Annotated in this window: 24 protein-coding genes; 7 read left to right on the top strand and 17 right to left on the bottom strand. The window is 69.6% G+C overall.

What is annotated here, in order from left to right; translation table 11 throughout:
* Positions 1-100: 100 nt before the first annotated feature.
* Entirely contained in the window at positions 101-907 is an 807-nt protein-coding gene (locus QTI45_RS26490) for a DUF2092 domain-containing protein (RefSeq protein ID WP_286656436.1), read from the bottom strand.
* Between the two features lie 113 nt (positions 908-1,020).
* On the opposite strand from QTI45_RS26490, the gene QTI45_RS26485 reads away from it, so the two are divergent.
* Positions 1,021-1,257, top strand: coding sequence for a DUF2789 domain-containing protein (locus tag QTI45_RS26485; RefSeq protein WP_286369699.1), 237 nt, complete (start codon positions 1,021-1,023; stop codon positions 1,255-1,257).
* Positions 1,258-1,278: 21 nt separating this feature from the next.
* On the opposite strand, the gene QTI45_RS26480 is transcribed toward QTI45_RS26485, so the two are convergent.
* The gene (locus tag QTI45_RS26480; RefSeq protein ID WP_286369698.1) at positions 1,279-1,848 is read right to left on the bottom strand and encodes a DUF2889 domain-containing protein; all 570 of its coding nucleotides are present in this window, start codon (positions 1,846-1,848) and stop codon (positions 1,279-1,281) included.
* Positions 1,849-2,014: 166 nt separating this feature from the next.
* Here QTI45_RS26480 and QTI45_RS26475 point away from each other — a divergent pair, with 166 nt between their 5' ends.
* Entirely contained in the window at positions 2,015-3,766 is a 1,752-nt protein-coding gene (locus QTI45_RS26475) for a long-chain-fatty-acid--CoA ligase (protein WP_286656435.1), read from the top strand.
* Between the two features lie 12 nt (positions 3,767-3,778).
* A complete protein-coding gene (locus QTI45_RS26470; protein ID WP_286656434.1) occupies positions 3,779-5,335 on the top strand; it encodes an acyl-CoA synthetase in 1,557 nt (518 codons plus the stop codon).
* 16 nt (positions 5,336-5,351) lie between these two features.
* Here QTI45_RS26470 and QTI45_RS26465 read toward each other — a convergent pair whose 3' ends face one another.
* From QTI45_RS26465 to QTI45_RS26425, 9 genes are read right to left on the bottom strand one after another with little or no spacing between them, the layout of a single operon-like run.
* Positions 5,352-6,146 carry a crotonase/enoyl-CoA hydratase family protein gene (locus QTI45_RS26465; RefSeq protein WP_286656433.1) on the bottom strand — a complete coding sequence of 265 codons (795 nt, stop codon included), beginning with the start codon at positions 6,144-6,146 and terminating at the stop codon, positions 5,352-5,354.
* Positions 6,143-7,126, bottom strand: a complete 984-nt coding sequence (locus QTI45_RS26460; protein WP_286656432.1) for an acyl-CoA dehydrogenase family protein — start codon at positions 7,124-7,126, stop codon at positions 6,143-6,145. Before QTI45_RS26460 ends, QTI45_RS26465 begins: the two co-directional genes overlap by 4 nt.
* 26 nt (positions 7,127-7,152) lie before the next feature.
* The gene (locus QTI45_RS26455) at positions 7,153-8,313 is read right to left on the bottom strand and encodes an acyl-CoA dehydrogenase family protein (RefSeq protein WP_286656431.1); all 1,161 of its coding nucleotides are present in this window, start codon (positions 8,311-8,313) and stop codon (positions 7,153-7,155) included.
* Positions 8,310-9,257: an SDR family oxidoreductase gene (locus tag QTI45_RS26450; RefSeq protein ID WP_286656430.1), complete on the bottom strand. Its 948-nt coding sequence runs from the start codon at positions 9,255-9,257 to the stop codon at positions 8,310-8,312. Before QTI45_RS26450 ends, QTI45_RS26455 begins: the two co-directional genes overlap by 4 nt.
* 30 nt (positions 9,258-9,287) lie before the next feature.
* Positions 9,288-10,274: a Bug family tripartite tricarboxylate transporter substrate binding protein gene (locus tag QTI45_RS26445; protein ID WP_286656429.1), complete on the bottom strand. Its 987-nt coding sequence runs from the start codon at positions 10,272-10,274 to the stop codon at positions 9,288-9,290.
* Positions 10,271-11,452, bottom strand: coding sequence for an acyl-CoA dehydrogenase family protein (locus QTI45_RS26440; RefSeq protein ID WP_286656428.1), 1,182 nt, complete (start codon positions 11,450-11,452; stop codon positions 10,271-10,273). The genes QTI45_RS26445 and QTI45_RS26440 overlap by 4 nt, the downstream gene beginning before the upstream one ends.
* A gap of 2 nt (positions 11,453-11,454) precedes the next feature.
* Complete coding sequence (locus QTI45_RS26435) at positions 11,455-12,600, bottom strand: acyl-CoA dehydrogenase family protein (protein ID WP_286656427.1); 1,146 nt, start codon at positions 12,598-12,600, stop codon at positions 11,455-11,457.
* 26 nt (positions 12,601-12,626) lie between these two features.
* On the bottom strand, positions 12,627-13,814 hold the full coding sequence (locus QTI45_RS26430) for a lipid-transfer protein (RefSeq protein WP_286656426.1): 1,188 nt from the start codon (positions 13,812-13,814) through the stop codon (positions 12,627-12,629).
* A 16-nt stretch (positions 13,815-13,830) separates the two neighbouring features.
* On the bottom strand, positions 13,831-14,970 hold the full coding sequence (locus QTI45_RS26425) for an acyl-CoA dehydrogenase family protein (RefSeq protein WP_286656425.1): 1,140 nt from the start codon (positions 14,968-14,970) through the stop codon (positions 13,831-13,833).
* 90 nt (positions 14,971-15,060) lie between these two features.
* Between QTI45_RS26425 and QTI45_RS26420 the strand changes: the two genes are divergently transcribed.
* The 3 genes from QTI45_RS26420 (at position 15,061) to QTI45_RS26410 (ending at position 20,551) form a co-directional block, all read left to right on the top strand.
* Positions 15,061-17,871: a winged helix-turn-helix domain-containing protein gene (locus QTI45_RS26420; RefSeq protein WP_286656424.1), complete on the top strand. Its 2,811-nt coding sequence runs from the start codon at positions 15,061-15,063 to the stop codon at positions 17,869-17,871.
* A gap of 85 nt (positions 17,872-17,956) precedes the next feature.
* Positions 17,957-18,934 carry a Bug family tripartite tricarboxylate transporter substrate binding protein gene (locus tag QTI45_RS26415; RefSeq protein ID WP_286656423.1) on the top strand — a complete coding sequence of 326 codons (978 nt, stop codon included), beginning with the start codon at positions 17,957-17,959 and terminating at the stop codon, positions 18,932-18,934.
* 15 nt (positions 18,935-18,949) lie between these two features.
* Complete coding sequence (locus QTI45_RS26410; RefSeq protein ID WP_286656422.1) at positions 18,950-20,551, top strand: AMP-binding protein; 1,602 nt, start codon at positions 18,950-18,952, stop codon at positions 20,549-20,551.
* On the opposite strand, the gene QTI45_RS26405 is transcribed toward QTI45_RS26410, so the two are convergent.
* The 6 genes from QTI45_RS26405 to QTI45_RS26380 all read right to left on the bottom strand — a co-directional run bounded on the left by QTI45_RS26405 (position 20,508) and on the right by QTI45_RS26380 (position 25,203).
* Positions 20,508-20,876, bottom strand: a complete 369-nt coding sequence (locus QTI45_RS26405) for a hypothetical protein (protein WP_286656421.1) — start codon at positions 20,874-20,876, stop codon at positions 20,508-20,510. The genes QTI45_RS26410 and QTI45_RS26405 overlap by 44 nt on opposite strands.
* Before the next feature lie 109 nt (positions 20,877-20,985).
* Positions 20,986-21,924, bottom strand: a complete 939-nt coding sequence (locus QTI45_RS26400) for a 2-hydroxyacid dehydrogenase (protein WP_286656420.1) — start codon at positions 21,922-21,924, stop codon at positions 20,986-20,988.
* A gap of 2 nt (positions 21,925-21,926) precedes the next feature.
* The gene (locus QTI45_RS26395; RefSeq protein WP_286369681.1) at positions 21,927-22,400 is read right to left on the bottom strand and encodes a type II 3-dehydroquinate dehydratase; all 474 of its coding nucleotides are present in this window, start codon (positions 22,398-22,400) and stop codon (positions 21,927-21,929) included.
* Between the two features lie 6 nt (positions 22,401-22,406).
* Entirely contained in the window at positions 22,407-23,024 is a 618-nt protein-coding gene (locus QTI45_RS26390) for a glutathione S-transferase (protein ID WP_286656419.1), read from the bottom strand.
* Positions 23,025-23,026: 2 nt separating this feature from the next.
* Positions 23,027-24,004: an NAD(P)H-quinone oxidoreductase gene (locus tag QTI45_RS26385; RefSeq protein WP_286656418.1), complete on the bottom strand. Its 978-nt coding sequence runs from the start codon at positions 24,002-24,004 to the stop codon at positions 23,027-23,029.
* Between the two features lie 50 nt (positions 24,005-24,054).
* Complete coding sequence (locus tag QTI45_RS26380; protein ID WP_286369678.1) at positions 24,055-25,203, bottom strand: ABC transporter ATP-binding protein; 1,149 nt, start codon at positions 25,201-25,203, stop codon at positions 24,055-24,057.
* 276 nt (positions 25,204-25,479) lie between these two features.
* Here QTI45_RS26380 and QTI45_RS26375 point away from each other — a divergent pair, with 276 nt between their 5' ends.
* Positions 25,480-26,730 (top strand): flavin-containing monooxygenase, encoded by a 1,251-nt coding sequence (locus QTI45_RS26375; RefSeq protein ID WP_286656417.1) that lies wholly within the window; start codon positions 25,480-25,482, stop codon positions 26,728-26,730.
* Positions 26,731-26,734 lie beyond the last annotated feature (4 nt).

Here is a 26,734-nt window from a genome sequence, read left to right as displayed (position 1 = left end):
CAGGCGTTGGCGCCGGACATGGGAACGAGGACGCCGGCCGCGACCGCGGCGCCGAGGAAGAGTGTCTTGATCCGGTTCATCGCATGGCTCCTTGGCGCGCTCACTTGGGCGCTCCCATCTGCTTGAACTCGAGCTTCGCGGCGCCCGGCGGGATCGCGGCGACGAAGGTCTTGGCGGGCACCGTCGCGTTGAGCTTCCATTCGGAGAACTCGACCGTGAAGGTCGGCTGGCGCTCGCTCGAGCGGTAGGCGACGACCATCAGCCGGGGCAGCTTGTCGGCGGCGCCGATCCAGATTTCCCAGTCCAGGCCAGGGGCGGTGAACGCCAGGTGCTCGGTCTTGACGCCGCCGATGGTCGACTGCCCGACCCAGAGGGCGCTCGCGAGATCCTTGGTGAGGAAGGCATAGGGGTCGGCGACCAGCAGATCGAGGAAGGGCGCCGTGGCATCGGAGCCCGGCTGCACGCTCTGCATCAAGGCCTCGATGGCACCGCCGGCGGCTTCGCGTCGCGCATAGAACTTGCGGTCGGCGCCGATCACGGTGACCGTCTTGCCGTCGTAGTAGCTGTCGCTCGGGAACAGGTCGCCGCGTGCCTCCACGAAGAGCTTGTCGGGCCGCTGCATCACCACGCGCGAGGCCGCGAACAGGCTCACGTACTGCCCTGTGGGCGACGGGGTCGGGACGATGCCGCGCACCTTGAAGCTCAGCGTCCTGGCGCCGGCGAGCGTGTCGCCCATGGCCTTGAGCAAGGCCAGCGCGCGTTCGTCCTTGAAGTCCTTGGCGGGGGCCGCAGCGGGCGCCGCCTTGGTGTCCTGCGCCAGGGCCGCGCTGCCGGCGCCGAGCAGCGCGGCGGCGGCGAGCAGGGCCAAGCCGACCCGTTGGCCGATTCGTTTCGCGGTGAGTGCCATCGGTGTGCTCCGGACGTTGAGATCAAGGGGCCAGCGCGAGGGTAGGGGGCGATGCGGCGGGTGTCAACGCCGGGCCTCTTCACTTCAGCGGGCGTTCGCCTGAAAATGGCCGCATGGACCTCACCGATCACAACCTGAAGAGCCTGTTCGCACAACTCGGCCTGCCGAACTCCAAAGCCGAGATCGATGCCTTCATCGAGCGGCACGGTCCGCTGCCCGGGACGGTGCAGCTTGCCGATGCACCATTCTGGACGACGGGGCAGGCGGCATTCCTGCGCGAGGAGATCAGCGAGGACGCCGAATGGGCGGAGCTGGTCGATCAACTCGACGCGCTGCTGCGGCAAGCCTGAGCGTCCTCCTCAGGGCTTTCGCTAGGCCATCCGCCGCTCCGGCGGCCAGATGATCCGGATCGCCTCGCCGTCGGCGCGGTAGGCCTGGCAGGTGTCGGCCAGGGAGGGCTTGGGCAGCTTGCCGGGCAGCGCATGCGTGGCGCGCAGGCCTCCGGCTTCGCGCTTGTGCGCGAACAGCGTCTGCATTGCCGTGGTCGCCAGCGGGCCCAGCAGTTCGGTCAGGTGCGTGCAGCCCCGGGTGCCGCCGACCCGGTCGCGCGCCTTGCGGGTGAAGCCGGGGCCGATCACGAGGCCTTCCAGGGCACGGTAGGCCGGATTGCTGTCGGCGCAGTACGGCGTGGGTGCCGCGTCGGTGTGCACCCGCAGATGGCGGATCACGAGCGCGTCGTCCACCGTCATCGTGATGCGCATCGCATGCAGCTCATCCCCGGCCCGCAGCGTCTTGAAATAAAGGTCGCTGCCCTCTGCGCTCAGGTCGCGCATCGAGCCCTCGATGTCGAACAGGCCATCGTCGCGCAGGTAGCCCCGGCAGACGATCTCGCGCGTGTGGAGCAGCCTTCGGGCGCAGGGGTGTGGGGGCAGGAAGTCCATGGCTTCGAATGCTCGCCGCCGCCCGTGCGCGGCGCACCACCCTGCTCGGGTGGGCGAGGGCGCGCAGGCTCGGCTCGACCACCCGTCGGGGGTGGCTGCCCCGGGCCGGGGCGCGCGTCTACTCGGGGCTCGACAAGACGGATTCATCGAACCTGGGACGCACGCCATGGACGCACTCATCGAACAACCCACGCAAGAGCGCCCGCGCGGCGCGCTGGCCATCGACCCGGCGCATGCGCGCGAGGGCTTGCCCCAGGTCGCCCACATCCCCGAAACCAGCCTGTTCCGGAACCTGGAGATCTCGGCACAGCGCTACCCGCAGAAGGCGGCGATCCGGTTCCATGGAACGGCGCTCAGCTACGCGCAGTTGCTGCGCGAGGTCGAATCCCTCGCGGGCTTCCTGCAGCACGGCTGCGGCGTTGCCGCCGGCGACCGGGTGCTGGTGTTCAGCCAGAACTGCCCCCAGTTCATCGCCGCCTATTTCGCCATCCTGCGTGCCGACGCCGTGTTCGTGCCGGTGAATGCGATGCTGCTGCACGACGAACTCGAACACATCGTGAACGACAGCGGGGCGGTCGCCGCTTTCGTGGCCAGCGAACTGCTCGAGCGCGTGACGCCCTTCATCGGCACCGGCTCCCTGCGCAAGGTCGTGGTGCATGCCTACGGGGATGTGCTGGGCGAGGACGATGCCTCGTTGCCGGTGGCGGACTGGCTGCGCACGCAGGTCGCCGAAGCCGAGCTGCCGCGCGGCGCCGTGTCCTGGCGTTCGGCCCTGGCGCAAGGCCTCGCGCCTGCGCCGCATCGGGCCGGGCCGGACGATCCCTGCATGCTGGCCTACACCTCGGGCACCACGGGCAGGCCCAAGGCCTGCGTCCACACGCACCGCACGGTGATGACCTCCTGCGCTGGCTCGTCGCTGTGGCGCCGCACCAACCCCTCGTCGGTCTATCTGGCGGTGGCGCCCCTGTTCCACCTGCTGGGGCTGCAGAACAACGTCAACTCCGCGATCTTCTGGGGCGGCACCATCGTGCTGATGCCGCGCTGGGACCGCGAGGCCGCCGCCGTGCTGATCGAGCGCCACCGCGTGACCTTCTGGGCCGCGCTGCCCGCGATGCTGGTCGACTTCTTCTCCCAGCCGGGCATCGAAGCCAGGGACCTGAGCAGCCTCTCGATGGTGACCGGCGGCGGTGCCGCGACACCGCAGCACGTCAACGACCTGCTCAAGGCGCGCTACGGCCTCGACTATGTCGAAGGCTACGGCCTCACCGAGAGCGCGAGCTTCCTTTGCGCCAACCCGGTGCACAAGCCGAAGAAGGGCTGCCTGGGCGTACCGACCTTCGGGGTCGACCTGCGCATCGTCGACCCCGAGACCCTGCGTCCGGTGGCGCAGGGCGACACCGGCGAGATCGTCGTCCATGCCGCGCAGATCATGCTCGGCTACTGGAACCAGCCGGAGGCCAATGCCCAGAGCTTCATCGAGATCGACGGCAAGCGCTTCTTTCGCACCGGCGACCTCGCAAGCACGGACGCGGAAGGCTATGTCTTCATGCGCGACCGGCTCAAGCGGATGATCAACGCCTCGGGCTTCAAGGTCTGGCCGGCCGAGGTCGAGGCCGCGCTGCATGCGCATCCCGCCATCCTCGAGGCCTGCGTGATCGCCTCGCCCGACTCGCGCCGCGGCGAGACGGTCAAGGCGATCGTCACGCTGCGGGCCGGCAGCAGCGAAGGCAGCGACAGCCTGCTGGCCTGGTGCCGCGCCCACATGGCCGCCTACAAGGCGCCGCGCATCGTCGAAGTGGTCGACCAGCTGCCCAAGTCGGCCACCGGCAAGATCGCCTGGCGCGAACTGCAGGAGCAGGAGTGCCGCAAGCTCCGGGCCGAGCCCGAGCCCGAGCCCGAGCCGGACCCGGTCCACTGAAGGAGCGCCATCATGTCCATGACGCTGGCGCTGCAGCGCTCGATCCAGTGCACCCCCGATCGCATCGCCACCTGCTGCCACGGCCGGCGACAGGATTTCCGCAGCTTCGGCGATCGCGTCGCGAGGCTCGCCGGGGCGCTGCGGGCGATCGGCATGGCGCCCGGCGACCGGGTCGGCATGCTGGGACTCAACTCCGACCGCTGGCTCGAGGTCGCGATGGCGGTGTGGTGGGGCGGTGGCGTGCTGAACCCGGTGAACACGCGCTGGAGCGTGCCCGAGATCGTCTATTCGCTCGACGACTGCGACACCTCGATCCTGCTGGTCGACGACCATTTCGTGCAGCGTGTCGAGGGCATCCGCGCGACCGCCAGGCGTGCGCCCCAGGTGGTGCACGTCGGCGATGGCGATACGCCCCCCGGCTTGCGGTCGTGCGAATCGATGATCGAGCGCGCGGCGCCGATCGAGGACGCGCGCCGGGCCGGCGACGACCTGGCCTGCGTGCTCTACACCGGCGGCACCACCGGATTCCCCAAGGGGGTCATGCACAGCCATCAGACCCTCTGGTCGATCTGCATGCAGCGGCTCGCGCAGACGCCGCTGGGGCCGGGGCCCAGTGTCGCCCTGCATGTCGCGCCGCTGTTTCACATCGGCGGCATCGGCCGCGCGCTGGTCCAGTTCGTGGCCGGCGAGACGCATGTGCTGGTCTCCGGCTTCGATGCCCGCGAGGTGATGCAGACCATCGAGCGCGAGGGCGTGACCGACGTGCTGCTGGTGCCGACCATGCTGCAGGCGCTGATCACGCACCCCGAATTCGACTGCTTCCGGCTCGACAGCCTGCAGCGGCTGGTCTATGGCGCATCGCCGATCGCCGAGGCGGTGCTCGAACGCGCGATGGCGATGCTGCCGGGCGTGGCCTTCACGCATTCGTACGGGCTGACCGAGGCCGGCGGCGTGACCTCGAACCCGCCGGCGAACCATGGCGCCGCGGGCCGCGCCTCGGGGCTGTCGCGATCGGCCGGCAGGCCCGGGCTGGGCGTGGCGGTCAATGTGATCGATGCCGAGGGAGGCGAGGTCGCACGAGGCGAGGTCGGCGAACTCCTGGTGCGCGGCCCGAACGTGATGCACGGCTACTGGAACAAGCCCGAGGAAACGGCGCGCGCGATCCGCGAGGGCTGGCTCCACACCGGCGATGGCGCGCGCATGGACCCGGACGGCTACGTCTTCATCGTCGACCGGCTCAAGGACATGATCGTCAGCGGCGGCGAGAACGTCTACTCGGCGGAAGTCGAGAACGTGATCGCGCGGCATCCGGCGGTGCAGGCCTGCGCGGTGATCGGCGTCCCGCACCGGCAGTGGGGCGAGGCGGTGCACGCGGTGGTGGTTCGAAAGCCCGGCGCATCGCTCGACGATGCGGGCCTGGCCGGCCATTGCCGCCAGTTCATCGCCGGCTACAAGTGCCCGAAGAGCGTCGAGTTCCGCGAGGCGCTGCCGCTGTCGGCGGCCGGCAAGGTGCTCAAGCGCGAACTGCGCGAGCCGCACTGGGCTGGCCAGCAGCGGCCGGTGCGCTGAGCGCGCATCGGCCGGTTCATGCCGCGCCCCGGAACTCCGGCTTGCGCTTTTCGATGAAGGCCGCCACCGCCTCGTGGTGGTCTTCGCTCTGGTGGGCCAGAACCTGGAAGGCGGCCGACATCTCCAGCAGCGTGTCGAGCCGGCTGTGCAGCGCTTCGCGCAGCAGCCGCTTGGCGAGCCGCACCGCATGCGGCGGATTGGCCGCGATCGCGTCGGCCAGCGTGCGTGCGGTCGGCAGCAGCTGATCGCGCGGCACCACGCGCGACACCAGGTTCCATTCGGCGGCCTGCCGGGCATCGATCGTCTGGCCGGTCAAGGTCAGCTCGGTGGCACGCGACAGGCCGATGATGCGCGGCAGCAGCCAGGCGCCGCCGTCGCCCGGGATGATCCCGAGCTTGACGAAGCTCTCCGCGAACTTCGCCTCCTCGGCGGCCACGCGGATGTCGCACATGCAGGCCAGGTCGAGCCCGGCGCCGATCGCCGCGCCGTTGACCGCCGCGATCACCGGCACCTCGAGGTTGAACAGAGCCAGCGGCAGCCTCTGGATGCCGAGCCGGTACTCGCGCCGCAGCGCCATCGCCGGCATCTCCGCGTAGCGCCCCATGTCGCGCACGTTGCCGCCCGACGAGAAGGCCGAGCCGGCGCCCGTGAGGATCACGGCGCGCACCGAATGGTCGGCATGGATGCGCTCGATCGCGGCCAGGAATTCGGGCACCGCGCTGTTGCCGGTCAGCGGATTGCGCCGCTCGGGATCGTTCATCGTCAGCGTGACGACATGGCCGTCCTGCTCGTAGTTCAGAAAGTCGCTCACAGGATCTCCTCTCTCACGAATTGCAGCACCGAGCGGCCCGATGCGCCGAGCATCGCCTCGCCGACGATGCGGTTCCACCAGGCCTCCGACCCATCGGCCATGCGCCATTCATGCAGGCGGCGGCTGTAGAGCTGGAGATCGTATTCCTCGGTGACGCCGATGGCGCCGTGCAGGGCGTGCGCCGTGGCGGCCACCAGTGGCACCGACGCGCTGGTGCGCGACTTGGCCGTGGCCGCGGCCAGCAGCGGCGGCAGCTTCGCGCCGGCAGGGAATGCCAGTTCGGCCGCCACGCCGGCGCAGGCCACGTGCTCGGCCATCACGCCGAGCTGGTGCTGCACCGCCTGGAATTTGCCGATCGGCTTGCCGAACTGCGCCCGGTCGTTGCAGTAGCCCAGCGTCATCGTGAACAGCCGCTCCATCGCGCCCGCGATGGCGGCCGCATGCAGGGCGGCGCTGAAGGCGCGCAGCTCGTCGCCGTGCTCGCCCATCGGCGCGGCAACCTCGTCCCGGTGCCAGCGCAGCGTCGCGCACAGGCTGCCTCGCACGCCGGTCGGGCTGCGCTCGGCCCGTGCGGCTTCGAGCAGCAGCAAGCGGCCGTCGAGGTTGCCGAGCACGAAGTCGGCGCTGCGACCGAATGCGACGTTGGCGGCGCTCACGGCGCCGTCGGGCTCGCGCCGGCAGTGCGCCGCGAGCGTGATCATGCCGGCCGGAACTGGCGCATCGCGCAGCAGGACGCGGGCCGCGATGCTCTGCGCGGCAGGCACCGGCAGCGCATGGCGGCCGAAGGCGACGCAGATCGGAAACACGGCCTCGAGGTCGAGCGCGGCGCCGCCGGCCGACTCGGCGGCCATGAGCTCGAGGAAGCCGGCATCGGCCAACGCGCTCCACAGCGTGGTGGCCGGGCCGCCGTTCTCGATCGCGCGGATCGCGGCGGGCGTGCACTGGTCGACAAGAATGCTCTCGATCGCTTCTGTGAACATGGTGATGGGTCCTTCGTGGTGGCGATTCAGCGCAGCCCCAGGCCGCGCGCGATCATGCCGCGCAGGATCTCGCGCGTGCCGCCACGCAGCGAGAAGGTCGGCGAGATCTGGCTCAGATAGGCCAGCGTGCGATGCAGCTCCGCATCTACCGGGCGCGAGGGGTCGGCCGCGACGGCGGCCGCGATGGCGGCCGGAATCGACTGCTCGAACTCGGTGCCGATGTCCTTCACCAGCGCGGCTTCGACCACCGGGCTCTCGCCGCGTGCGAGCTTGGCCGTGACCGCCACCGACAGGCTGCGCAGCGTCGCCAGCTGGGTCGTGAAGCTGCCGACGAGCGTCGCCTCCGAAGGCGTGGCACCCGAACGGCGCAGGCAGTCGATCCAGGCATCGAGCAGTACCAGGCTCGAGTACAGGCGCTCCGGCCCGCTGCGCTCGAAGGCCAGCTCGGCATTGACCTGCTGCCAGCCGCTGCCTTCGTCGCCGACCAGCGTGTCGTCGGCCAGCAGCACATCGTCGAACGTGACCTCGGAGAAGTGGGCGTCGCCCGCGAGATCGACGATCGGGCGCACCGTGATGCCGGGCAGCGACAGGTCGACGATGAACTGCGACAGGCCCGCCTGCCGGTCCTCGGGCGCGCCCGAGCTGCGGACCAGCGCGATCATGTAGTGCGAGCGGTGGGCGTTGGTGGTCCAGATCTTCCGGCCCGACAGGCGCCAGGCGCCTTCGCAGCGGGTGGCTCGGGTTCGCACGCTGGCCAGGTCGGAACCGGCATTGGGCTCGCTCATGCCGATGCAGAAGAAGGCCTCGCCGCGGCAGATCCGCGGCAGGTAGAAGTCCTTTTGCGCGGGGCTGCCGAACTTGTTGATCAGCGGCCCGCTCTGGCGGTCGGCGATCCAGTGGGCGGCAACCGGCGCACCGGCCGCGAGCAGTTCTTCGACCAGTACGAAGCGGCGGAAAGCGTCGAGGCCGGCGCCGCCGACACTGGCCGGCAAGGTGATGCCGACCCAGCCGCGTTCGGCCAGCCGGCGGCTGAAACCGGCATCGAAGCCCATCCAGCTGCGGGCCCGGACTTCGGCCGGCGCAGGCGGCAGATGGGCCGCGAGAAATTCGCGGACTTCGCTCCGGAAGGCTTCTGCCGCGGCGGGCAGCTGCGCCAGCCGGAAGGCCTCGAGCAGCTGGCTGCTCATGACGAGGCCTCGCCGGCGGGGATCTCGCCGGAGGTCAGCGCATTGGCGGCGACCTCGCGCACCAGGCCGGGGATGCGGCTGCCGAGTTCGGCGACCGTCCAGCGCCCCTGCTTCTCGATGCGGGGGCCGGCATGCCAGCCCTCGGCGACCGTGATGCGGCCGCCGCGCGCGCCGAAGACACGTCCCGTGATGTCCTTTGATTCGAGGCTGCCGAGCCAGGCCACCAGCGGCGCCACGTTGGAGGCGTCGAGCGGATCGAAGCCGGTGGCTGCGGCTTCATTGCGCAGTGCGCTCCACTGGCTGCCGGCGAACACGTCTTCGGTCAGGCGGCTCATCGCGGTCGGGTAGATCGCGTTCACGGTCACGCCGTAGCGCTCGAGTTCGCGCGCGGTGATCACGGTCATCGCGGCGACGCCGGCTTTCGCGGCGCCGTAGTTCGCCTGGCCCGGGTTGCAGTAGAGGCCCGACGACGAACTGGTGTTGATCAGCCGGGCTGCGCGCTGGCGGCCGGCCTTCGACTCGGCGCGCCAGTAGGCGGCCGCGTGGCGGGAGGGCGCGAAGGTGCCGCGCAGGTGGACGCGGATCACCGAGTCCCAGTCTTCCTCTTCCATGTTGACCAGTGTGCGGTCGCGCAGGATGCCGGCGTTGTTGACCAGCACGTCGAGGCCGCCGAAGCTGTCGATGGCGGCATCGATCATGCGCCGGGCGCCGTTCCAGTCGGCGACGTCGTCGGCGTTGGCGATCGCCTGGCCGCCGAGCGCTTCGATCTCGGCCACCACTTCGAGGGCCGGGCCGGTGGCCGAGCCCGAGCCGTCGCCGCGGCCGCCCAGGTCGTTGACCACCACCTTGGCGCCCTGGCGGGCGAACTCCAGCGCGTACTCGCGCCCCAGGCCGCGGCCGGCGCCGGTGACGACGACCACGCGGTCCTTGCAGATCTGTTCCATGACTTTCACTCCTTCTCGAACGGCGGCGGCTCAGCGCTGCACGATGTCCACTTGCCTGGCCAGCTGCTGGTAGCGCGCGCTCTCCGAGGCGATCATCGCGCTCATCTCCTTGCCGGGGATGTTGAAGACCTCGGCGCCCGCGGTCTGCGTCACGTAGTTGCGGAACTCGGGCTGGCCCATGGCCTTGAGCAGCGCCGCCTCGAGCGTCTTCACGACCGGCTCGGGGGTCCTGGCGTTGACGCCGAAGCCGATCCAGACGTAGAGGTCGTAGTTCGGCAGGCCGCTTTCGCGCACCGTCGGGACCTGCGCCAGCTGCGGGTGCCGCTCCTTGCCGGTGACGGCCAGCGCGCGCAGCTTGCCGGAGGCGATCAGCGGAACGGCGCCGCCGATGTCGAGCAGCGCGAGGTCGACCGAGCCGCCCATCAGGTCGGTCTGCACCTGCGCCGGGCTCTTGTAGGGGATGTAGTTGAACTCGACGCCGGCGGCCTGCTGCAGCATCAGCGAGCCGATGCGGTAGTGGTGGCTGTAGCTCGCCATGCTGACCGTCTTCGGGCTCTTGCGCGCGGCGGCCATCACGTCGGCGAAGCTCTTGTACGGCGAGTTGCCCGCGGTGACCAGCACCGCGGCGCTGCGCAGCGCCGTGGCCAGCGGCCGCAGGTCGCGCTGCGGCTCGTAGGGCAGGTTGTCGTTGACCAGCGGATTGATGACCATCGACGAGGGCGAGAGCATCAGCACGCTGTAGCCATCGGCCGGCGCCGCCATCACGCCCTGCACCGCGAGGATCGTGTCGCCGCCGGGCTTGTTGTCGACGAAGGTCGGCTGGCCGAGCTCGGGCGCGGCCAGCTTCGCGACCAGCCGCGTGATCGTGTCGGAGCCACTCCCCGGTCCGAGCGGGACGATGAAGCGCACCGGATGCGCCGGGAAGGCCTGGGCCCGGGCCGCGGACAGCGGCGCCGCAGCCAGCGCCAGGGTGGCGAGCGCGAGGCCGAGCCGGCGCAGGGGAAAGAGGTTCTTCAAAGCATGTCTCCTTGGTCTTGATGATGCAGGCGGGCGAGCCGTGCCGCCTGGGCCTCGACGTCGCCGAACAGGTGATCGAGCACGTGGATGCGGCGCAGGCAATGGCCGACCGCGTAGTCCTCGGTCATGCCGATGCCGCCGTGCGACTGGATCGCGGCCTGGCACAGCGTGCGCGCATGGCGGCCGATCGCCAGCTTGGCGCGCGCGAGGTCGATGGCCGATGCGGCCGCGCCGGGCGCGTCGGCGGCGGCCGCGGCGGCAATCGCCATGCTCCGCGCCATCTCGAGCGACACCGCCATCTCGGCGATGCGATGGCGCAGCGCCTGGTACTCGCCGATCGGGCGGCCGAACTGCTTGCGCGTGTTGACGTAGGCGGTGGTCAGTGCGAAGGCCGTCTCCATGGTGCCGACCATGTCGGCACAGACCGCCGCGCTGCCGGCGGACAGCGCGGCATCGATCGCGGCGCGGGCGCGCCCACCGTCGGCGACGTCGCCCAGCGCTTCGCCGACGGCGCCGTCGAGCGCGAGCTCGCCGGCCGGCGTGTCGTCGACCAGGCGGAACTCGCGCAGCGCCAGGCCGGCGCTTCCCGGCGTCACGAGGAACAGGGCGACCGTGCTTTCGGCATCGGCATCGGCATCGGCATCGACGCCGCCGTCGATGCGGGCGCTGACGACGAAGCGCTGCGCCGCGCCCGCATGCAGGACCAGCGACTTCAGGCCATGCAGATGCCACCGGCCGCCGACCCGGCGCGCGCGGGTGGCGATGTGGCGGGGCTCTTGGCCGTGGCCGGCCTCCGCTTCGTCATGTGCCCAGCCCAGGCGCAACTCGCCGCTGGCGAGCGCGGGCAGCAGCGCATCCTTCATCGCGTCCGTGGCGCCTTCGCGCACTGCGCAGGCGGCGAGCACGCTCGAAGCGAGGAAGGGCTCGAGCAGCAGTGCGCGGCCGAAGGCCTGCATCGCAGGCAGCCGGTCGACCGCGCCGCCGTCGAGGCCGCCGAAGGATTCGGGAATGCCGATCGCCGTCACGCCGAGCCCGGCGATGCGGCGCCAGGCGGCCTCGCTCCAGCCGGCGGCGGAGGCCGCGATCGCGCGCCGCTGCTCGAAGCCGTAGTGATGCGCGAGAAGCCGCCCGAGGCTGTCCGCGAGCTGCTGCTGTTCGTCGCTGGATTGGAAGTGCATGACTATCCCAGGATGGTCTTGGCCAGTATGTCCTTCTGCACCTCGCTGGAGCCGCCGTAGATGGTGGCCGCGCGGTAGAAGAAGTAGCGCGACGTCGCCGCCGCGAGCGGGTCGACGGCGTCGGCGCCGCGGCGCTCGAGCCCGGCCGGGCCGGCTAGGCGCGCCAGCAGCGCTGTCAGTTCCTGCATCAGCTCCGAGCCCTTGATCTTGAGCACCGAGGCAAAGCCCGGCGCCGTGCGCGCGACGCCGTCGTCGAGCAGGAAGCGCCAGTTGGTCAGCTCGAGCGCGCGGATCTCCGCGCCCAGTGTCGCGAGTTCGGCGCCCAGCTTGGCGTCGTCGCGCGCGCGCGCACCGGCGATCCGCCGCGCGCAGTCCAGCCGCTCCCAGCACAGCCCGACGTTCGCGATGTTGGTGCGCTCGCTGGCCAGCAGGTGCTTGGCGCAGTCCCAGCCGCGGCCTTCCTCGCCGACCCGCTGGGCGACCGGCACCCGCACGCTGTCGAAGAACACCTCGTTGAGATGGTGCTGGCCGTCGATCGAGACGATCGGCCGCACCGAGACGCCCGGGGATTTCAGGTCGATCAGCAGGAACGAGATGCCGTCCTGCTTGCGCGCGGCCTGCTCGGTGCGCACCAGGGCGAAGATCCAGTCGGCCTGGTGGGCCGAGGTGGTCCAGATCTTCTGGCCGTCGACCACGTAGTCGTCGCCGTCGCGGACCGCGCGGGTGCGCAGCGAGGCCAGGTCGGAGCCGGCCTCGGGCTCCGAGAAGCCCTGGCAGAACCAGAGGTCGAGGCGGGCCAGCTTCGGCAGGAAGAACGCCTTCTGCGCCGCGGTGCCGAAGCGCAGCAGCACCGGCCCGAGCATCGCGATGTTGAAGGGCAGCGGCAGCGGCGCGCAGGCGCGCTGGAGCTCTTCGACCAGGATCAGGCGCTCGGCAGTGCCCAGGCCGGCGCCGCCGAATTCCTTCGGCCAGTGCGGCGCTGCCCAGCCGCGCTCGTGCAGGATGCGTTGCCAGGCCACCGTGTCCTGCTTGCGCGGCGGATGGCCGAGGCGCAGCCGGTCGCGGATATCGGCCGGCAGCCGATCGCGGATGAAGGCGCGCACCTCGTCGCGGAACGCGGCCTGGGACGGACTCGGTCGGAGATTCATGATCGATGCACCTGCGAGGCGAAGCCTCAGTTCTTGCCGTACAGCGTGACCACGCAGGCCCCGCCCAGCCCGAGGTTGTGCTGCAGGCCGAGCCGCGCACCCTCGACCTGGCGCTGGTCGGCGCTGCCGCGCAGCTGCTGCGTGAGCTCATAGCACTGGGCCAGTCCGGTGGCGCCCAGCGGATGGCCCTTCGACAGCAATCCGCCCGACGGATTGACCACCACCTTGCCGCCATAGGTGTTGTCGCCGTCGCGCACGAACTTCTCGGCCCCGCCCTCCGGGCAGAAGCCCAGCGACTCGTAGCTGATCACCTCGTTCTGCGCGAAGCAGTCGTGCAGTTCGCAGACGTCGATGTCGCCCGGGCCGACGCCGGCGGCCTCGTAGACCCTGGCGACCGCCGACTGCGTCATGTGGGTGCCGACCCAGCTCAGCATCGACGGCGGCTCGAAGGACTGCACCGGGTCGGTGGTCATCGCCTGCGCAAGGATCTGAACGTCGCTGCGCAGGCCGTGCTTCTTCGCGAAGCGCTCCGACACCAGCAGCGCCGCGGCGGCGCCGCAGGTCGGCGGGCAGGCCATCAGCCGCGTCATCACGCCGGGCAGCAACACGGTGTCGGCCATCACGTCCTCGGTCGTCACGATCTTGCGGAACAGCGCGAGCGGATTGTTCGCCGCGTGACGGCTGGCCTTGGCGCGCACCGCGGCGAAGGTCTCCATCGTGCAGCCGTAGCGCGCCATGTATTCGCGCCCGGCGCCGCCGAAAGTGCGCAGCGCCTGCGGCATGTCGCCCATGTCGGCCGTGAGGCCGCGCAGCACCGGCAGGAAGCGCTCGCGCGTCGGCGGGCGGTCGGTGTACTGCGCCTTGAGCGCGCCGGCCTGCATCTGCTCGAAGCCGAGCGCCAGCACGCAATCGGCATCGCCCGAGGCGATCGCCTTGCGCGCCAGGTAGAGCGCGGTCGAGCCGGTCGAGCAGTTGTTGTTGACGTTGACCACCGGGATGCCGGTCATGCCGACTTCGTACAGCGCGGTCTGGCCCGAGGTCGAGTCGCCGTAGACGTAGCCGACATAGGCTTCCTGCACGGCGTCGTAGCCGATGCCCGCATCGGCCAGCGCGCGGCGCGTGGCTTCGGCGCCCATCTGCGTGTAGCTCTGGCTGGCGCCGGGCTTGGCGAAGGGGATCATGCCGACGCCGGCGACGATTGTTTTTTCGGTCATTGGAGTGGTCCGTGTTTCAGAGTTGTCTCGCGATCAGGTCGCGCTGCACTTCGCTGGTGCCGCCGAAGACGCGCGTGATGCGGTAGTCGGTGAAGGCGCGGGCGATCGGGTACTCGAGCATGTAGCCGTAGCCGCCGTGCAGCTGCACCATGTCGTCGATGCACTTCCAGAGCGTTTCGGTCGCGAACAGCTTGGCGATGGCCGCCTCCTGCACCGTGAGCCGGCGCCGCATGTGCTCGCCGATGTAGTAGTCGACCATCGTCCGCGCGGCCACCGCCTGCGCCTTGATGTCGGCCAGCTTGAACCTGGTGTTCTGGAAGTCCCACACGGTCTGGTCGAAGGCGCGGCGCGCCTTGACGTATTCGAGCGTCTGCTCGAGCAGGCGTTCCAGCTTGGCGGCCGAGTACACCGCGATCAGCAGCCGCTCCTGGGCCAGCTCCTGCATCAGGCAGACGAAGCCCCTGTTCTCCTCCCCGAGCAGGTTGTCGACCGGCACCCGCACGTTGTCGAAGAAGAGCTCGGTGGTGTCGGCGGCCGGCTGGCCCACCTTCTCGAGCTTGCGGCCGCGCCGGAAGCCGGCCCGGTCGGTCTCGACCATGATCAGGCTCACGCCCTTGGACCCGGCCGACGGGTCGGTCTTGCAGACCACCAGCACCATGTCGCAGTTGAGGCCGTTGCTGATAAAGGTCTTGCTGCCGTTGATGACGTAGTCGTCGCCGTCGCGCACCGCGCTGGTCCGCACCGACTTGAGGTCGGAGCCAGTGCCCGGCTCGGTCATCGCGATCGCCATGATGGTCTCGCCGCGGCAGATCTTCGGCAGCCAGCGCTGCTTCTGCTCCTCGGTGCCGAAGCGCACGATGTAGGGCGCCGTGATGTCCGAGTGCACCGACAGGCTGAAGCCCGAGACGCCTGAACGGTGCAGCTCCTCGGCCAGCACCGCCGAGTGGCCGAAGTCGCCGCCGCCGCCGCCGTACTCGGTCGGCACGGTGACGCACAGCAGGCCTTCCCGGCCGGCCTTGAGCCAGGTTTCGCGGTCGGTGCGTCCGGCCTTGTCCCATTCGGCCTGGCGTGGCAGGCATTCGCGTTCGAAGAAGCGCCGCGCGGTGTCGCGCAGCATTTCGTGGTCGTCGCGGTAGACGGTGCGGTGGATGTTCACGGGCTCTCCTTGTTGATCCGGATTCTGGAAGACCCGGGGTCCGAAGCGCCTACCCCGATCGGGGGGCGCGGGATAATGGCCGGGCCACGCATGCCCAGATCGCCTTCTCCTCCTGACCGCTCGCCCGATGGCTCCACGCTGAAGGCGCTGGTCAGCACCAAGCTGGTTCCACCCCGCGGCGCGGGCCGGATGATTGCGCGCGCCGACCTGTCGGCGCGGCTGCTGGCGGCCCGCCGCCGTCGCTGCCTGCTGCTGCAGGGGCCGGCCGGCTGCGGCAAGACCAGCACGCTGGTCGGCCTGCGCCAGGCGCTGCTGCCGCTCGGCTTCGACGTCGCCTGGCTCACGCTGACGCCGGAGGACAACGAACCCACCCGTCTGCTCGACTACCTGCTCGCCAGCCTGGCGCTGGCGGCGCCGGCAGTCACGCGGGAGGCCGCCGATTTCGCCGGCCGCGGGATCGACAGCGAGGCGGTGGAACGCACCCTGATCGCACTGGTGCGGGCGATCGCCGCACACCCGCGCGAGCTGGTGCTGGTGCTCGACGACCTGCATCACCTGGTCGACCCGCGCATCCACGAGGCGCTGCAATGGCTGATCGACCAGGCGCCGGCGAACCTGCATCTGGTGCTGGCCTCGCGCGGCGCCGTGCCGCTGGCGCTCGATCGTGCGCGGGCCGAGGGCCAGCTGCTGGAACTGGACGTGCGCGACCTGCGTTTCTCGCCGGCCGAGTCCGAGATATTCCTGCGATCGCAGCTCGGCCACATCGAGCAACGCGACGCGCTGCTGCTGCACGAGCTGTCCGACGGCTGGGCCGCGGGCCTGCAGCTGCTGGCGATCAACTGGAAGAAGAGGCGCCAGGAACTCGCGGGCAGCGACGCCAAGGTGCCGGGCGATTTTGTCCGCACCCATGTGCAGGACCCGCAGGCCTTCGCGGCCTACTTCGAGAAGGAAGTGCTGTCGCGCCTGTCGCCGGTCGAGCTCGAACTGCTGATCGGCGTCTCGGCCTGCAGCCGCTTCTGCGCGTCGCTGTGCGCCGCGCTGGCCGGGCGTCCCGAAGCGCGGGCCGACATGGCGGCGCTGCTGGCCCGGCTGGAGGGCGAGAACCTGTTCATCGTGCCGGTCGAGAGCGGCGAGCGCGAGACCTGGTACCGGCTCCATCCGCTGCTGCGCGAGACGCTGCACGAACGGCTCGACCGCCGCAGCGAGGACCAGCGGCTGCGCCTGCACCGCATGGCCTGGCTCTGGTTCCGCGACCAGGGTCTGATCGACGAAGCCGTGCGGCAAGCCGTTGCCGCGGGCGAGGGTGCGGCGGCCGCGGCGCTGGTCGAGAAGTCGGCCAGCGGCCTGGCGGTGCGCGGCGAGTTGCGCAAGCTGATCGCGCTGGTGCGCCAGCTGCCGCCGGCCGAGGTGCAGGCCCGCATCGGCCTGCGGCTGTGGATGATCCGCGTCGAGCTGTTCGCGCGCGAGCTCGATGCGTTCTCGGCGCACATCGAGCGCCTGCGGCCCGACATTCCGCCGGACGACGCGATCAGCCATTTCACCTTGACGCTGATGGAAGCCACCCTGGCGGTGCAGCGCGACGACACCGATGTCGCCATGGCGCTGCTGCCGCGCCTGCTCGCGGCCCCCGAGGGCGCGGATGCGCTGGCGATCGGCGGCCGCGACAACATCCTCTCGTGGCTTTTCATGCACCGCGGGGACTACGAGCGCTCGCGGCGCATCCAGCACGACAACGCGATCCGCCTGATCGGCGGCTTGCCCCTGCGCGGCACGCCCTCGGGCACGCTGCAGGGGCGCTGCCTGGTCGGGCTGAGCTATGCGCTCGAGGGCCGCATGACGCAGGCCGAACGCATCTACCGGGACGTGCTGCGCGAGGCCGGACAGGACGGCAGCGCCTGCGTCGATCCGGCCTGCCTGGCGACCGCGCTGCTCGGCGAGGTGCTCTGCGAGCACGACGAGACCGATGCGGCGCTGCGCTTGCTCGAAGACCGGGTGGACGTGCTCGAGCGGGTGTCGATGCCGGATTCGGTGCTGCGCGTGCATCGCACGCTGGCGGCTGCGCACTGGGTCGCGGGGCGGCGGCTCGAGAGCCTGGCCTGGCTGGAGCGGCTCGAGGACTACAGCGCATCGCTCGGCCTCGACCGGCTGCTGGTGCACAGCCTCACGATGCAAGTGCACTGGCGGCTGCAGCTGGGCGACATCGTTGCCGCCGAGCTCGCGCTCCGACGCGCCGACGAGATCGATGCCCGGCATCCGGACGCCGAGGGCAGCGCGCTGGGAGAGATCGCTGTGGTGGCCGAGCGGGCGCGCATCCGCTGGGCCTTCGCGCGCGGCCGGCTCGACGAGGCCGGCACACGCATCGACGCCCTGATCGCGCGGATCGAGGTGCGCGGGCGACAGCGCCTGATTGCGCAGCTGCGCCTGATCCAGGCTGCGATCGAACTGCGCCGCGGCCGCCGCGACGCCGCGCGCGACTGCGCCTTGCAGGCGCTGCGGCGAGGGCACCGGCTCGGCCTTGTGCGCAGCCTGCTCGACGCCGATCCGGCCGCGCTGGCGCTGGTGCGCGAGATCGGTGCCGAGCCTTCGCTGGACCCGGTGCTGGCCTTCTATGTCGAACGCCTGACCCAGGGCCTGGGAGCGACCCGGGACGTGCCGGATGCGCCCCAGGCGGCAACCGGGGCCAGGTCTGCGCAAAGGGCGCCGGTCGAAGCGCTCAGCGATCGCGAGCGCGACGTGCTGGCCCTGCTGGCGCAGGCCATGCCCAACAAGAAGATCGCGGCCGCGCTCGGCCTGTCGATCGACACCGTGAAGTGGCACCTGAAGAACATCTACGGCAAGCTGGGTGTCTCGGGGCGCGACGAAGCGGTCGCCTGGATGCGGGACGCGCCGCCGGCGCAATGACGGATGCCACCCGAACGGGGTGGCGGCATGGAGGGCTCCGGCGGGTTTACTCGCGGGCAGCCCTTTCCCACCGGAGACACCCGCCATGCGATTTCCCCGCAAGACCCTGCAGGCCCTCGGCCTGAGCCTCTTCGCCGCCTTCGGCATCCACGCCGCCGCTGCCGCCGGCGACTTCCCGTCGCAGCCGATCAAGCTGGTGGTGGTCTACCAGGCCGGTGGCGCCAACGACATCGTCGCCCGCGTGCTCGCCGAGCGGATGACGGCCACGCTCGGCCAGCCGGTGATGGTGCTGAACAAGCCCGGTGCGTCGGGCGCCATCGGTGCGCAGTTCGTCGCCGGCAGCCCGGCCGATGGCCATACCGTGCTCATGGGCGGCATGCCGCTGGTGGTCGCCCGCGCGATGTACGCCCAACCGCCGGTCGATTTCGAGAAGAGCCTGGCGCCGGTGGGCAAGGCCGTGAACCTCAGCATGGTGCTGGTGGCGCGGCAGGCCTTCCCGGGCAAGACTTTCGGCGAGGCCGTGGAGATGGAGCGCTCCAAGCCCGGCAGCGTCTCGATGGCCGTGACCGCGTCGACCTACGAGTTCTATCACGCGCGCATCAACAAGCTGGCCCGTACCGAGATCCTCAAGGTGCCCTACTCGGGCGTGCCGGCGGCGATGCAGGACCTGAACGGCAACCGCGTCGACCTGCTGATCGACACGCTGGCGGCGCAGAAGCCCTTCATCGACGGCGGCAGCAGCCGGCCGCTGGCCGTGTTCGGCGAACGCCGGCTGGCGGCCCTGCCCGAGGTGCCGACGCTCAGCGAACTGGGGCTCAAGGGCTTCACCGATCAACCCTACGTCGGCATGCTGGTCCCGAAGGGCACGCCGCAGGCGGCGGTGCGGCGGCTCAACGAGGCGCTGAACGAGGCGCTCGCGCGGCCCGAGGTCAGGGAGCGCATGGACAAGCTCGGTCTCGCGGTCGCGCCCGGCACGCCCGAGGCCTTCCTGAAGGAGATGAAGGCGGACTCCGACCGCTTCGTCGAGGTCGGCGCCCAGGCGGGCATCGAGAAGCAGCAGTAGGCGGAGGCGCTTCACATGGACGACAACCAAGCGCTGTACCAGGGATCGACGGTGGCCGAGCTCTACCGCTCGGCCTTCAAGGGATTCGCCGAGCGCGAGGCCCTGGTCGGCGGCGCCACGCGCTGGAGCTACCGGCAGCTCGAAGAGGCCTGCCACCGCATGGTGCGCTGCTTCCGGCAGATGGGCCTGCGGCGCCAGGACGGCATCGCGGTGCTGGCGACCAACCGGCCCGAGTCGGTGGCGGCGATCATCGCCTCGCACCTCATGGGCCTGCGCTACACGCCCCTGCACCCGCTGGGCTCCGAGGAGGACCAGGCCTTCGTGCTGGTCGACGCCGACGTCAAGGCGCTGGTGGTCGACCTGCCGCGGCACGAGGCGCGCGGCCTGGCGCTGGCGCGGCGCGGGCTGGTGGCGCATCTGCTGACCCTGGGCCCGGCCCCGTTCGGCACCGACCTGCTGGCGGCCTCGGCCGGGTTCGACGGTAGCGACATCGAGATCGACGTGCGTCCGGACGACGTGCTCAAGATCGCCTACAGCGGCGGCACCACCGGCAAGTCCAAGGGCATCGTGCACCACCAGCGCACGGTCGTGACCTCGGCGCTGCAGCAGCTTGCGGGGTGGGAGTGGCCGGCGGAGGTGCGCTTTCTCGCGGCCACGCCGGTCTCGCACGCGGCAGGCGCGATGATTCTCACGACCTTGCTGCAAGGCGGCAGCGTGCACCTGCTCGAGCGCTACACGCCCGAGGCCTTCCTCGCCACGGTGGAGGCCGAGCGCATCACGGCGAGCTTCCTGGTGCCGACCCAGATCTACGGGCTGCTCGATTCGCCGGCGCTCGATCGGCACGATGCCGCGAGCCTCGGCCTCGTGCTCTACGGTGCGGCGCCGATGGCGCCGGCGCGGCTGCGGCAGGCGCTCGAGCGCTTCGGCCCGGTCTTCGGTCAGGTCTACGGGCAGGCCGAGGCACCGATGACCATCAGCTACCTGCGCCGCGACGAGCATGATCTCGCACACCCGCAGCGCTTGGGCAGCTGCGGCCGCAGCCTGCCGGGCAATCAAGTCAGGCTGCTCGATGCCGAGGGTCGCGAGGTGGCCGTCGGCGAGATCGGCGAACTGTGCGTGAGGGGGCCGCTCGTGATGTCGGGCTACCTCGACCGGCCCGAGGAAACGGCCAAGGCTTTCGCCGGCGGCTGGCTGCACACCGGCGACATGGCGCGCCGGGATGCGGAGGGCTTTCTCTACCTGGTCGACCGGGCCAAGGACATGATCATCTCGGGCGGCTTCAACGTCTATTCGAGCGAGGTCGAGAACTGCCTCGCGCAGCATCCGGCAGTGGCCTTGTCGGCGGTGATCGGCGTGCCGCACGACAAGTGGGGCGAGGCCGTGATGGCGGTCGTGGTGCTGAAGGAGGGCGCGGCTGCCGGGGCCGACGAGCTGGTCGCCTTCGTCAGCGCGCGCAAGGGCGTGGTCAATGCGCCGAAGGTGGTGGAGTTCGTGCCGGCGCTGCCATTGACTGCGCTCGACAAGGTGGACAAGAAGGCGCTGCGGGGGTGGTACGCGCCGCAGGGCGGCGGCGTCAGTTTTTTGGCGCAGGCAATGGCGTCTCGGTACGGCGAATGACCCCACCGCCTGGCACGCTGCCGCGCGTCTCGGTGTTGCCCTCTCCCTGCACGCGCTTGATGCAGGCCTCGCGTGCAGCGCCTTCCGGCTGTCGCTCGCAACGCAGCAGCGCGTTCTCCTCGTAGCCGCCCGGGCTGTTCAGCGTGCCCTGACGTTTTGCCTGCTCGGCCGCGGCGGCCTCACGAAGACAGGCCGCGCGATCGACGCGCGGATCGCTGCACTTGGCCGCCGCTGATGTATCGGCTTGCGCGGCCGCCTGGCTGGCCAGCGTGCAGGCACCGAGCGCAAGCGCGACGCCCATGATCGAACGAAGCAATTGACTCATGTCCGCTCCAGAAGTTGAAAAGCCTGAAAGTCTGCTGCCAGAAGGCGCAGATGGCAAATCGGACGATCTGGCGCGGAGCGCGCGCACCGCCTGGCCGTGAAGGGGCCGGTCAATAACCGCGCGATGGCTCGATGATGTTGTCCGGCAGCTCGCCGGCCGAGACCCGCAGGATGTTGGCTGCGATCTGCCTCGCCGAGGAAGAGGGGATCGCCACCGATGCAAGGTGCGGCGTGATCAGCACATTGGGCAAGCGCCACAGCGCGTCTTCGGCCGGCAGCGGTTCGCGCTCGAAGACGTCCAGCGTCGCCGCGCCGATGTGGCCGCTCTGCAGCAGCGCCGTCATCGCGTCCTGGTCCACCAGCGCACCCCGGGCGACGTTGATGAAGGCGGCGCCGGGCCGCAGTTTCTCGAGGCGGGCGCGATCGAAGATCTGCTTCGTCTGCGGCGTCAGCGGCAGCATCAGGACGACGATGTCGGCCTGGCCGATCACGGCATCGAGCGTCTCCAAGCCGGCCGAGCATTCGACGCCGTCGATCTGCGCCAGGCTGCGCGACCAACCCAGCGTCCGGAAGCCTTGGCGCTGGATCTCGTGCGCTGCCTTGGCGCCCAGCTGCCCCAGTCCCAGCACCGCGACCGTGATGTCTTCCGGTGAACGCGGGTGGCGATAGACCCACTGGCCCGCGCGCTGGGCCTGCTCGAAGAGCGGAATGTCGCGAGCATGCCGGAGCACCGCGAACAGCACGTAGCCGGCCATCATCCGCGCCATCTGCGGATCGGTGATCCGGGTGATGGGAATGTTCGGCGGGAGGTCGTCGCGTCCCACCAGCGAGTCGACGCCGGCCCCCAGGTTGATGATCAGCCGCAGCTTCGTCATCCGTTCGAAGATGCCCTGCGGGGGTTTCCAGACCATGGCGTAGTCGATCTCTTCCGGCCGCTCGGTCTGGCCGGCATGGACCACCCGGAGCGCCGGAAGCTGCGCCTGGAGCGCCTGCTTCCAGGTCTGGAAATCGTCGAAGTCGCTGTAGAAGCCCAGGGTGCCGACAGTCATTTTCAGGAAGCCTGTTGGTTCTTCCGCACCAGCCGCGCGACCGCCTCGATGGCGAGCTCGTAGCCGTCGCCTCCGAGTCCGGCAATGACGCCATCCGCCGCCTTCGATATGAAGGAGTGATGCCGGAAGGGCTCGCGCTTCCAGATGTTGCTCATGTGGGCCTCGATGATCTTTCCGGGAAACGAGAGCAAGGCATCCAGGATGGGGATGGAGGTGTAGGTCAGGCCGGCCGCATTGATGACGATGCCGTCGGCGACGCCGCGCGCTTCCTGGATCCAGTCGATCAGCTGTCCTTCATGGTTCGACTGCAGGAAACGCAGGCTGACCTGCAGCGAGGCCGCCTTCTGCTCGCAGCGCGACTGCAGCACGGGGAAGCTGTCGGTGCCGTAGTTTTTGTTGGCATCCAGGCCGTAGAGGTTGGCGTTGGGGCCGTTCAGGAACCAGACGGTGATGGGAGAAGTCGAGGTATCGGTCATGGGTCTTCAAGCTTCGTAGGGTCGGGTGGCCTGCATGGCGGGCAGGTGCTGGAAGGCTTCGTTCCAACGGGCGGCGTTGCCGCATCGCGCGCGCCAGTCCAGTTCGGGAAAGCGGAAGTCCAGGTAGCCCAAGGCGCAGCCGATGGTGATCTCGCCGATGGTGGGCTTGTCGGGGCTCAACCCGGATGCGATGGCTTCGATGGCGTCGAGGCAGGCTGTGACCTTGGTCAACAGGGCCTCGCGCCAGGTGGGCCACTGGAATTCGGCGGGACGCGCGGTCAGCTCGTAGCGCGCCAGCAGCGCGGCGTCGAGCAGGCCATCGCCCAGCGCCTGCCGGGTGAGCGCGGTCCATCGATCGGAGCCGGACGCGGGAAATATCGTCTGCGTGTCCACCTGGCTGGCCAGGTACTCGCAGATCACCCGGCTGTCGTAGAGGGCCCGGCCGTCTTGCAGGATCAGGGTCGGCACCTTGGCGAGCGGGTTGTGGGCCGCGATGCGCGGATCGCGCCGAACCGGATGGGCGGCGCTGTCCAGGCGTTCGATCTGGTCGGCCTGTCCGGTCAGATGCGCACACACCATGACCTTTCGCACGAAGGGCGATGTCGGGGCAAAGAGGAGCTTCATCATCAGGGCACCAGCACCAGCTTGCCGAACACCTTGCCGCTTTCCAGCAAGGCATGCGATGCCGCGGCCTGCGCGACCGGAAAGGTGCTGTGGATGCGCGGCGCGATGCGCCGGCTCTTCAACAGCGGAATCACATGACGGGCCAGGCTCCTGGCCATGCGGGACTTCTCGTAGTGGGTCTGCGGACGCATGGTGGAGGAGTGCAGGCTCAGCTGGCGCTGCATCAAGGTCAGCAATTCGATGTTGACCGCCGAGCCCTGCATGAACGACAGGCTGACATGCCGCCCGCCGAAAGCCATGGCTTGCAGATTGCGGCGCACATAGTCGCCGCCGACGATGTCGAGCACCACGTCCACCCCGCGCCCCGCGGTGTAGTCCAGGCAGGCCTGCGTGAAGTCGGTGTCGGGCCAGCAGATCGCCAGATCGGCGCCGAGGGCCTTCAGTTCGGGGAACCGGCTTTCATCGTTGTCGGTCACGATGACCGTGCAGCCGGCCGCATGGGCCATCTGGATCGCCAGCGTGCCGATGCCGCCCGCGGCGCCATGGATCAGAACCGTCTCGCCCATCGCCAGGCGCCCGAGCTCGAACAGGTTGTGCCAGACCGTGAAGAGTCCTTCGGGCAAGGCCGCGGCCTCGACGTCCGACAGCGGGGCCGGCACCACGAAGGAATGATCGACCGATGCCGTGCACCACGGCGCATAGCCGCCGCCGGGCACCAGGCTCATCAAGCGCTGGCCCACCAGCGCGGTGTCCACACCCGGGCCGCAGGCGACCACTTCGCCGCACACCTCGAGGCCGAGCACGTCGGTGATGCCGGGCGCGGGCCTGGCGATGCCCTGGCGCTGCATGATGTCGGGCCGGTTGATGCCGGCGGCGAGCACGTGCAGCAGCACTTCACCGGCGCCGGGCACGGGCATGGGGCGCTCGGCCAGCACCAGCACGCTGGCATCGCCGGGCTCCCGGGCGACGATGGCTTGCATGGAACCTGGAAGGGAGCTTCTGATGTCGGTCATGGATTTGTCTGGCCTCTTCATTTTCGGGAGCTGAACACGCTGATGCCCTCGTCGAGAAGCGCCAGCCCGGCGACCGAGCCGACGGGCCAGTGCTGCATGGCGGCGAGGCCCGCACTGCGCACCGTGACCACCTGCCGGGCCGTCATCGGAACGTCCACGTCGACGTAGGTATTGATGTGATCGCCCTGGAAGACATGGTGGATCACGGTGCCGCTCAGCACCGATCCGGCATGCAGGCCTTCCAGCTGGATGTGTTCCGGGCGGACGTAGACGTCCAGCCTCTCGCCTTCGTGCGATGCGTCGACCAGTCGCGCATGCGGCAGGCTGAGATAGCCGGAGCCCAGTCGCAGCTGGATCTCGTGGGCGGTCCGGCCGTGGTAGTGGGCGGGCAGGATGTTCACGTCGCCAAGAAAGGACGCCACGAACGGATCCTGCGGACTGCGGTACAGGTCGGCCGGCGATGCGATCTGGCGGATGACGCCGGCCGACATCACGGCGATGCGGTCCGACATCGCCAGTGCCTCGCCCTGGTCGTGAGTGACGAAGACGGTGGTCAGCCCGAGGCGGCGCTGGATCTCGCGGATCTCGACCTGCATCGAGCCGCGCAAGCTCTTGTCCAGGGCCGAGAAGGGCTCGTCGAGCAGCAGCACCTTGGGCTGGATGATCAGTGCGCGCGCCAGCGCCACGCGCTGCTGCTGGCCGCCGGAGAGTTCGCGCGGCTTGCGGTGGCCCAGGCCCGTGAGCTTGACCATGGCCATCGCCTCCTTGACGCGCTGGGCCACTTCGTCCTTGGCCACGCCCCGCATGCGCAGGCCATAGCCGATGTTGCGCTCCACGGTCATGTGGGGAAAGAGCGCGTAGTTCTGGAAGACGATGCCGATCTGTCGCTTGTGCGGCGGATCGCTGGTCACCGGCTGGCCCTCGATGAAGATCTCGCCGCTGTCGGCCTCGGCGAAGCCCGCGATCAGGTTCAGCAGCGTCGTCTTGCCGCAGCCCGACGGACCCAGCAAGGTGAGGAACTCGCCGCGCTTGATCTTCAGCGAGACCTCGTGCAGCACGGTCTGGTCGTGGTACTTCTTGACCACGCCTTCCAGGCTGACGGCCGTGTCGGCCTGCGGATGCGAAAGGCTGGGCTGCGCTGCAGGGTCGGAGTGGACTACTTTCATGCCCGAACGATAAGGCATGGGTACGCGACCGGGTCTTTGCCGAAATTGATGCGGACCCTCGGAAAAACGAAAGGCCTCGACGGCCCCGGGGCACAAGCCCTTGCGAGAACCTTTCGAGGGCCTTGCGGGCAGCGCTTTGCTTTTTCCGAAGTCCTGAATCCGAAAAGCGTGATTCTCAAATGCGGCGCGCTTCTTCAGACTCGCCTGCATCGATGACTGCTGCCTCCAGGCTGCCTGGCGATGTGCATCAGTGGCGATTTTCTTTAGGAAGCTCAAATGTCAGTGGAAAAAATCAATACCTTGGTGGTCGGCGCTGGTCAGGCGGGCATTGCCATGAGCGAGCATCTTTCGCTCATGGGTGTGCCGCATGTGGTGCTGGAGCGCAATCGGATCGCCGAGCGCTGGCGCTCGGAGCGTTGGGATTCCCTGGTCGCGAACGGCCCCGCCTGGCACGACCGTTTTCCAGGACTGAAGTTCGAGGGTGTTTCGCCGGAGTCCTTTCCGCCCAAGGAGCGCATGGCGCAGTACTTCGAGGACTACGCCGCCATGCTGAAGGCGCCGGTGCGTACCGGTGTCGAGGTCAGGCAGGTCGAGCGCAACGTGGGCCGCCCGGGCTTCAAGGTGACGACCTCCGAGGGCGTCATCGAAGCGAGCAATGTCGTTTCCGCCACCGGTCCTTTCCAGATCCCGGCCTATCCGAAGATCGTTCCCGAAACCGACGCGGTCCAGCAACTGCATTCCTCGACCTACAAGAACCCGGGCCAGCTGCGGGAAGGCGCCGTGCTGGTGGTGGGTGCGGGTGCCTCCGGCTCGCAGATCGCCGAGGAGCTGCGCAAGGCCGGCAAGACGGTCTATCTCTCGGTGGGCGAACACTACCGCCCGCCGCGTTCCTATCGGGGCCGCGACTACTGCTGGTGGCTCGGTGCCCTGGGCCTGTGGGACGAGGTCAAGATCAAGCCCAAGAAGCAGCACGTCGCCTTCGCAGTCAGCGGCTACGAGGGCGGCAAGACGGTCGACTTCCGCCGCCTTGCCCACATGGGCGTGACGCTGGTCGGCCTGACCAAGACCTACAAGGACGGCGTCATCGAATTCGAAGAAGGCCTGGCGAGGAATGTCGCGGAGGGCGACCAGGCGTACTTCGACGTGCTGCGCGAAGCCGATGCCTATATCGAGCAGAACGGCCTGCCCTTTGCGCCGGAGCCCGAAGCCTGGGAGCTGCTGCCGGACCCGGACTGCCTCAAGGAGCCGATCATGAGCCTGGACCTCGCGAAGGCCGGCATCACGACGATTCTCTGGGCCACCGGCTTCAGCTTCGACTACAGCTGGCTGAAGGTCAATGCCTTCGACGAGAAGGGCGCGCCGTTCCACAAGCGGGGCATCTCGGCCGAGAGCGGCATCTACTTCCTGGGATTGCCGAACCTGGTCAACCGCGCGTCGTCCTTCATCTACGGCGTGTGGCACGACGCGAAGTACATCGCCGACCATATCGTGATCCAGGACGCCTACATGTCGTACGGCAAGACCTGAGTCC

This window comes from Variovorax saccharolyticus (assembly GCF_030316765.1).
Lineage (GTDB): Bacteria > Pseudomonadota > Gammaproteobacteria > Burkholderiales > Burkholderiaceae_C > Variovorax > Variovorax saccharolyticus.
Note: the sequence above shows the minus strand (reverse complement) of the source record. Positions and strands in the feature narration are given on the sequence as shown.

Coding starts and splice junctions, on each gene's coding strand:
- QTI45_RS26430 (WP_286656426.1), bottom strand. CDS start 13,814: ATGACCGAAAAAACAATCGTCGCCGGCGTCGGCATGATCCCCTTCGCC.
- QTI45_RS26460 (WP_286656432.1), bottom strand. CDS start 7,126: ATGTTCACAGAAGCGATCGAGAGCATTCTTGTCGACCAGTGCACGCCC.
- QTI45_RS26405 (WP_286656421.1), bottom strand. CDS start 20,876: ATGAGTCAATTGCTTCGTTCGATCATGGGCGTCGCGCTTGCGCTCGGT.
- QTI45_RS26395 (WP_286369681.1), bottom strand. CDS start 22,400: ATGACCGATACCTCGACTTCTCCCATCACCGTCTGGTTCCTGAACGGC.
- QTI45_RS26440 (WP_286656428.1), bottom strand. CDS start 11,452: ATGCACTTCCAATCCAGCGACGAACAGCAGCAGCTCGCGGACAGCCTC.
- QTI45_RS26375 (WP_286656417.1), top strand. CDS start 25,480: ATGTCAGTGGAAAAAATCAATACCTTGGTGGTCGGCGCTGGTCAGGCG.
- QTI45_RS26435 (WP_286656427.1), bottom strand. CDS start 12,600: ATGAATCTCCGACCGAGTCCGTCCCAGGCCGCGTTCCGCGACGAGGTG.
- QTI45_RS26410 (WP_286656422.1), top strand. CDS start 18,950: ATGGACGACAACCAAGCGCTGTACCAGGGATCGACGGTGGCCGAGCTC.
- QTI45_RS26490 (WP_286656436.1), bottom strand. CDS start 907: ATGGCACTCACCGCGAAACGAATCGGCCAACGGGTCGGCTTGGCCCTG.
- QTI45_RS26480 (WP_286369698.1), bottom strand. CDS start 1,848: ATGGACTTCCTGCCCCCACACCCCTGCGCCCGAAGGCTGCTCCACACG.
- QTI45_RS26400 (WP_286656420.1), bottom strand. CDS start 21,924: ATGACTGTCGGCACCCTGGGCTTCTACAGCGACTTCGACGATTTCCAG.
- QTI45_RS26415 (WP_286656423.1), top strand. CDS start 17,957: ATGCGATTTCCCCGCAAGACCCTGCAGGCCCTCGGCCTGAGCCTCTTC.
- QTI45_RS26455 (WP_286656431.1), bottom strand. CDS start 8,313: ATGAGCAGCCAGCTGCTCGAGGCCTTCCGGCTGGCGCAGCTGCCCGCC.
- QTI45_RS26485 (WP_286369699.1), top strand. CDS start 1,021: ATGGACCTCACCGATCACAACCTGAAGAGCCTGTTCGCACAACTCGGC.
- QTI45_RS26420 (WP_286656424.1), top strand. CDS start 15,061: ATGCCCAGATCGCCTTCTCCTCCTGACCGCTCGCCCGATGGCTCCACG.
- QTI45_RS26380 (WP_286369678.1), bottom strand. CDS start 25,203: ATGAAAGTAGTCCACTCCGACCCTGCAGCGCAGCCCAGCCTTTCGCAT.
- QTI45_RS26475 (WP_286656435.1), top strand. CDS start 2,015: ATGGACGCACTCATCGAACAACCCACGCAAGAGCGCCCGCGCGGCGCG.
- QTI45_RS26385 (WP_286656418.1), bottom strand. CDS start 24,004: ATGCAAGCCATCGTCGCCCGGGAGCCCGGCGATGCCAGCGTGCTGGTG.
- QTI45_RS26450 (WP_286656430.1), bottom strand. CDS start 9,257: ATGGAACAGATCTGCAAGGACCGCGTGGTCGTCGTCACCGGCGCCGGC.
- QTI45_RS26390 (WP_286656419.1), bottom strand. CDS start 23,024: ATGAAGCTCCTCTTTGCCCCGACATCGCCCTTCGTGCGAAAGGTCATG.
- QTI45_RS26470 (WP_286656434.1), top strand. CDS start 3,779: ATGTCCATGACGCTGGCGCTGCAGCGCTCGATCCAGTGCACCCCCGAT.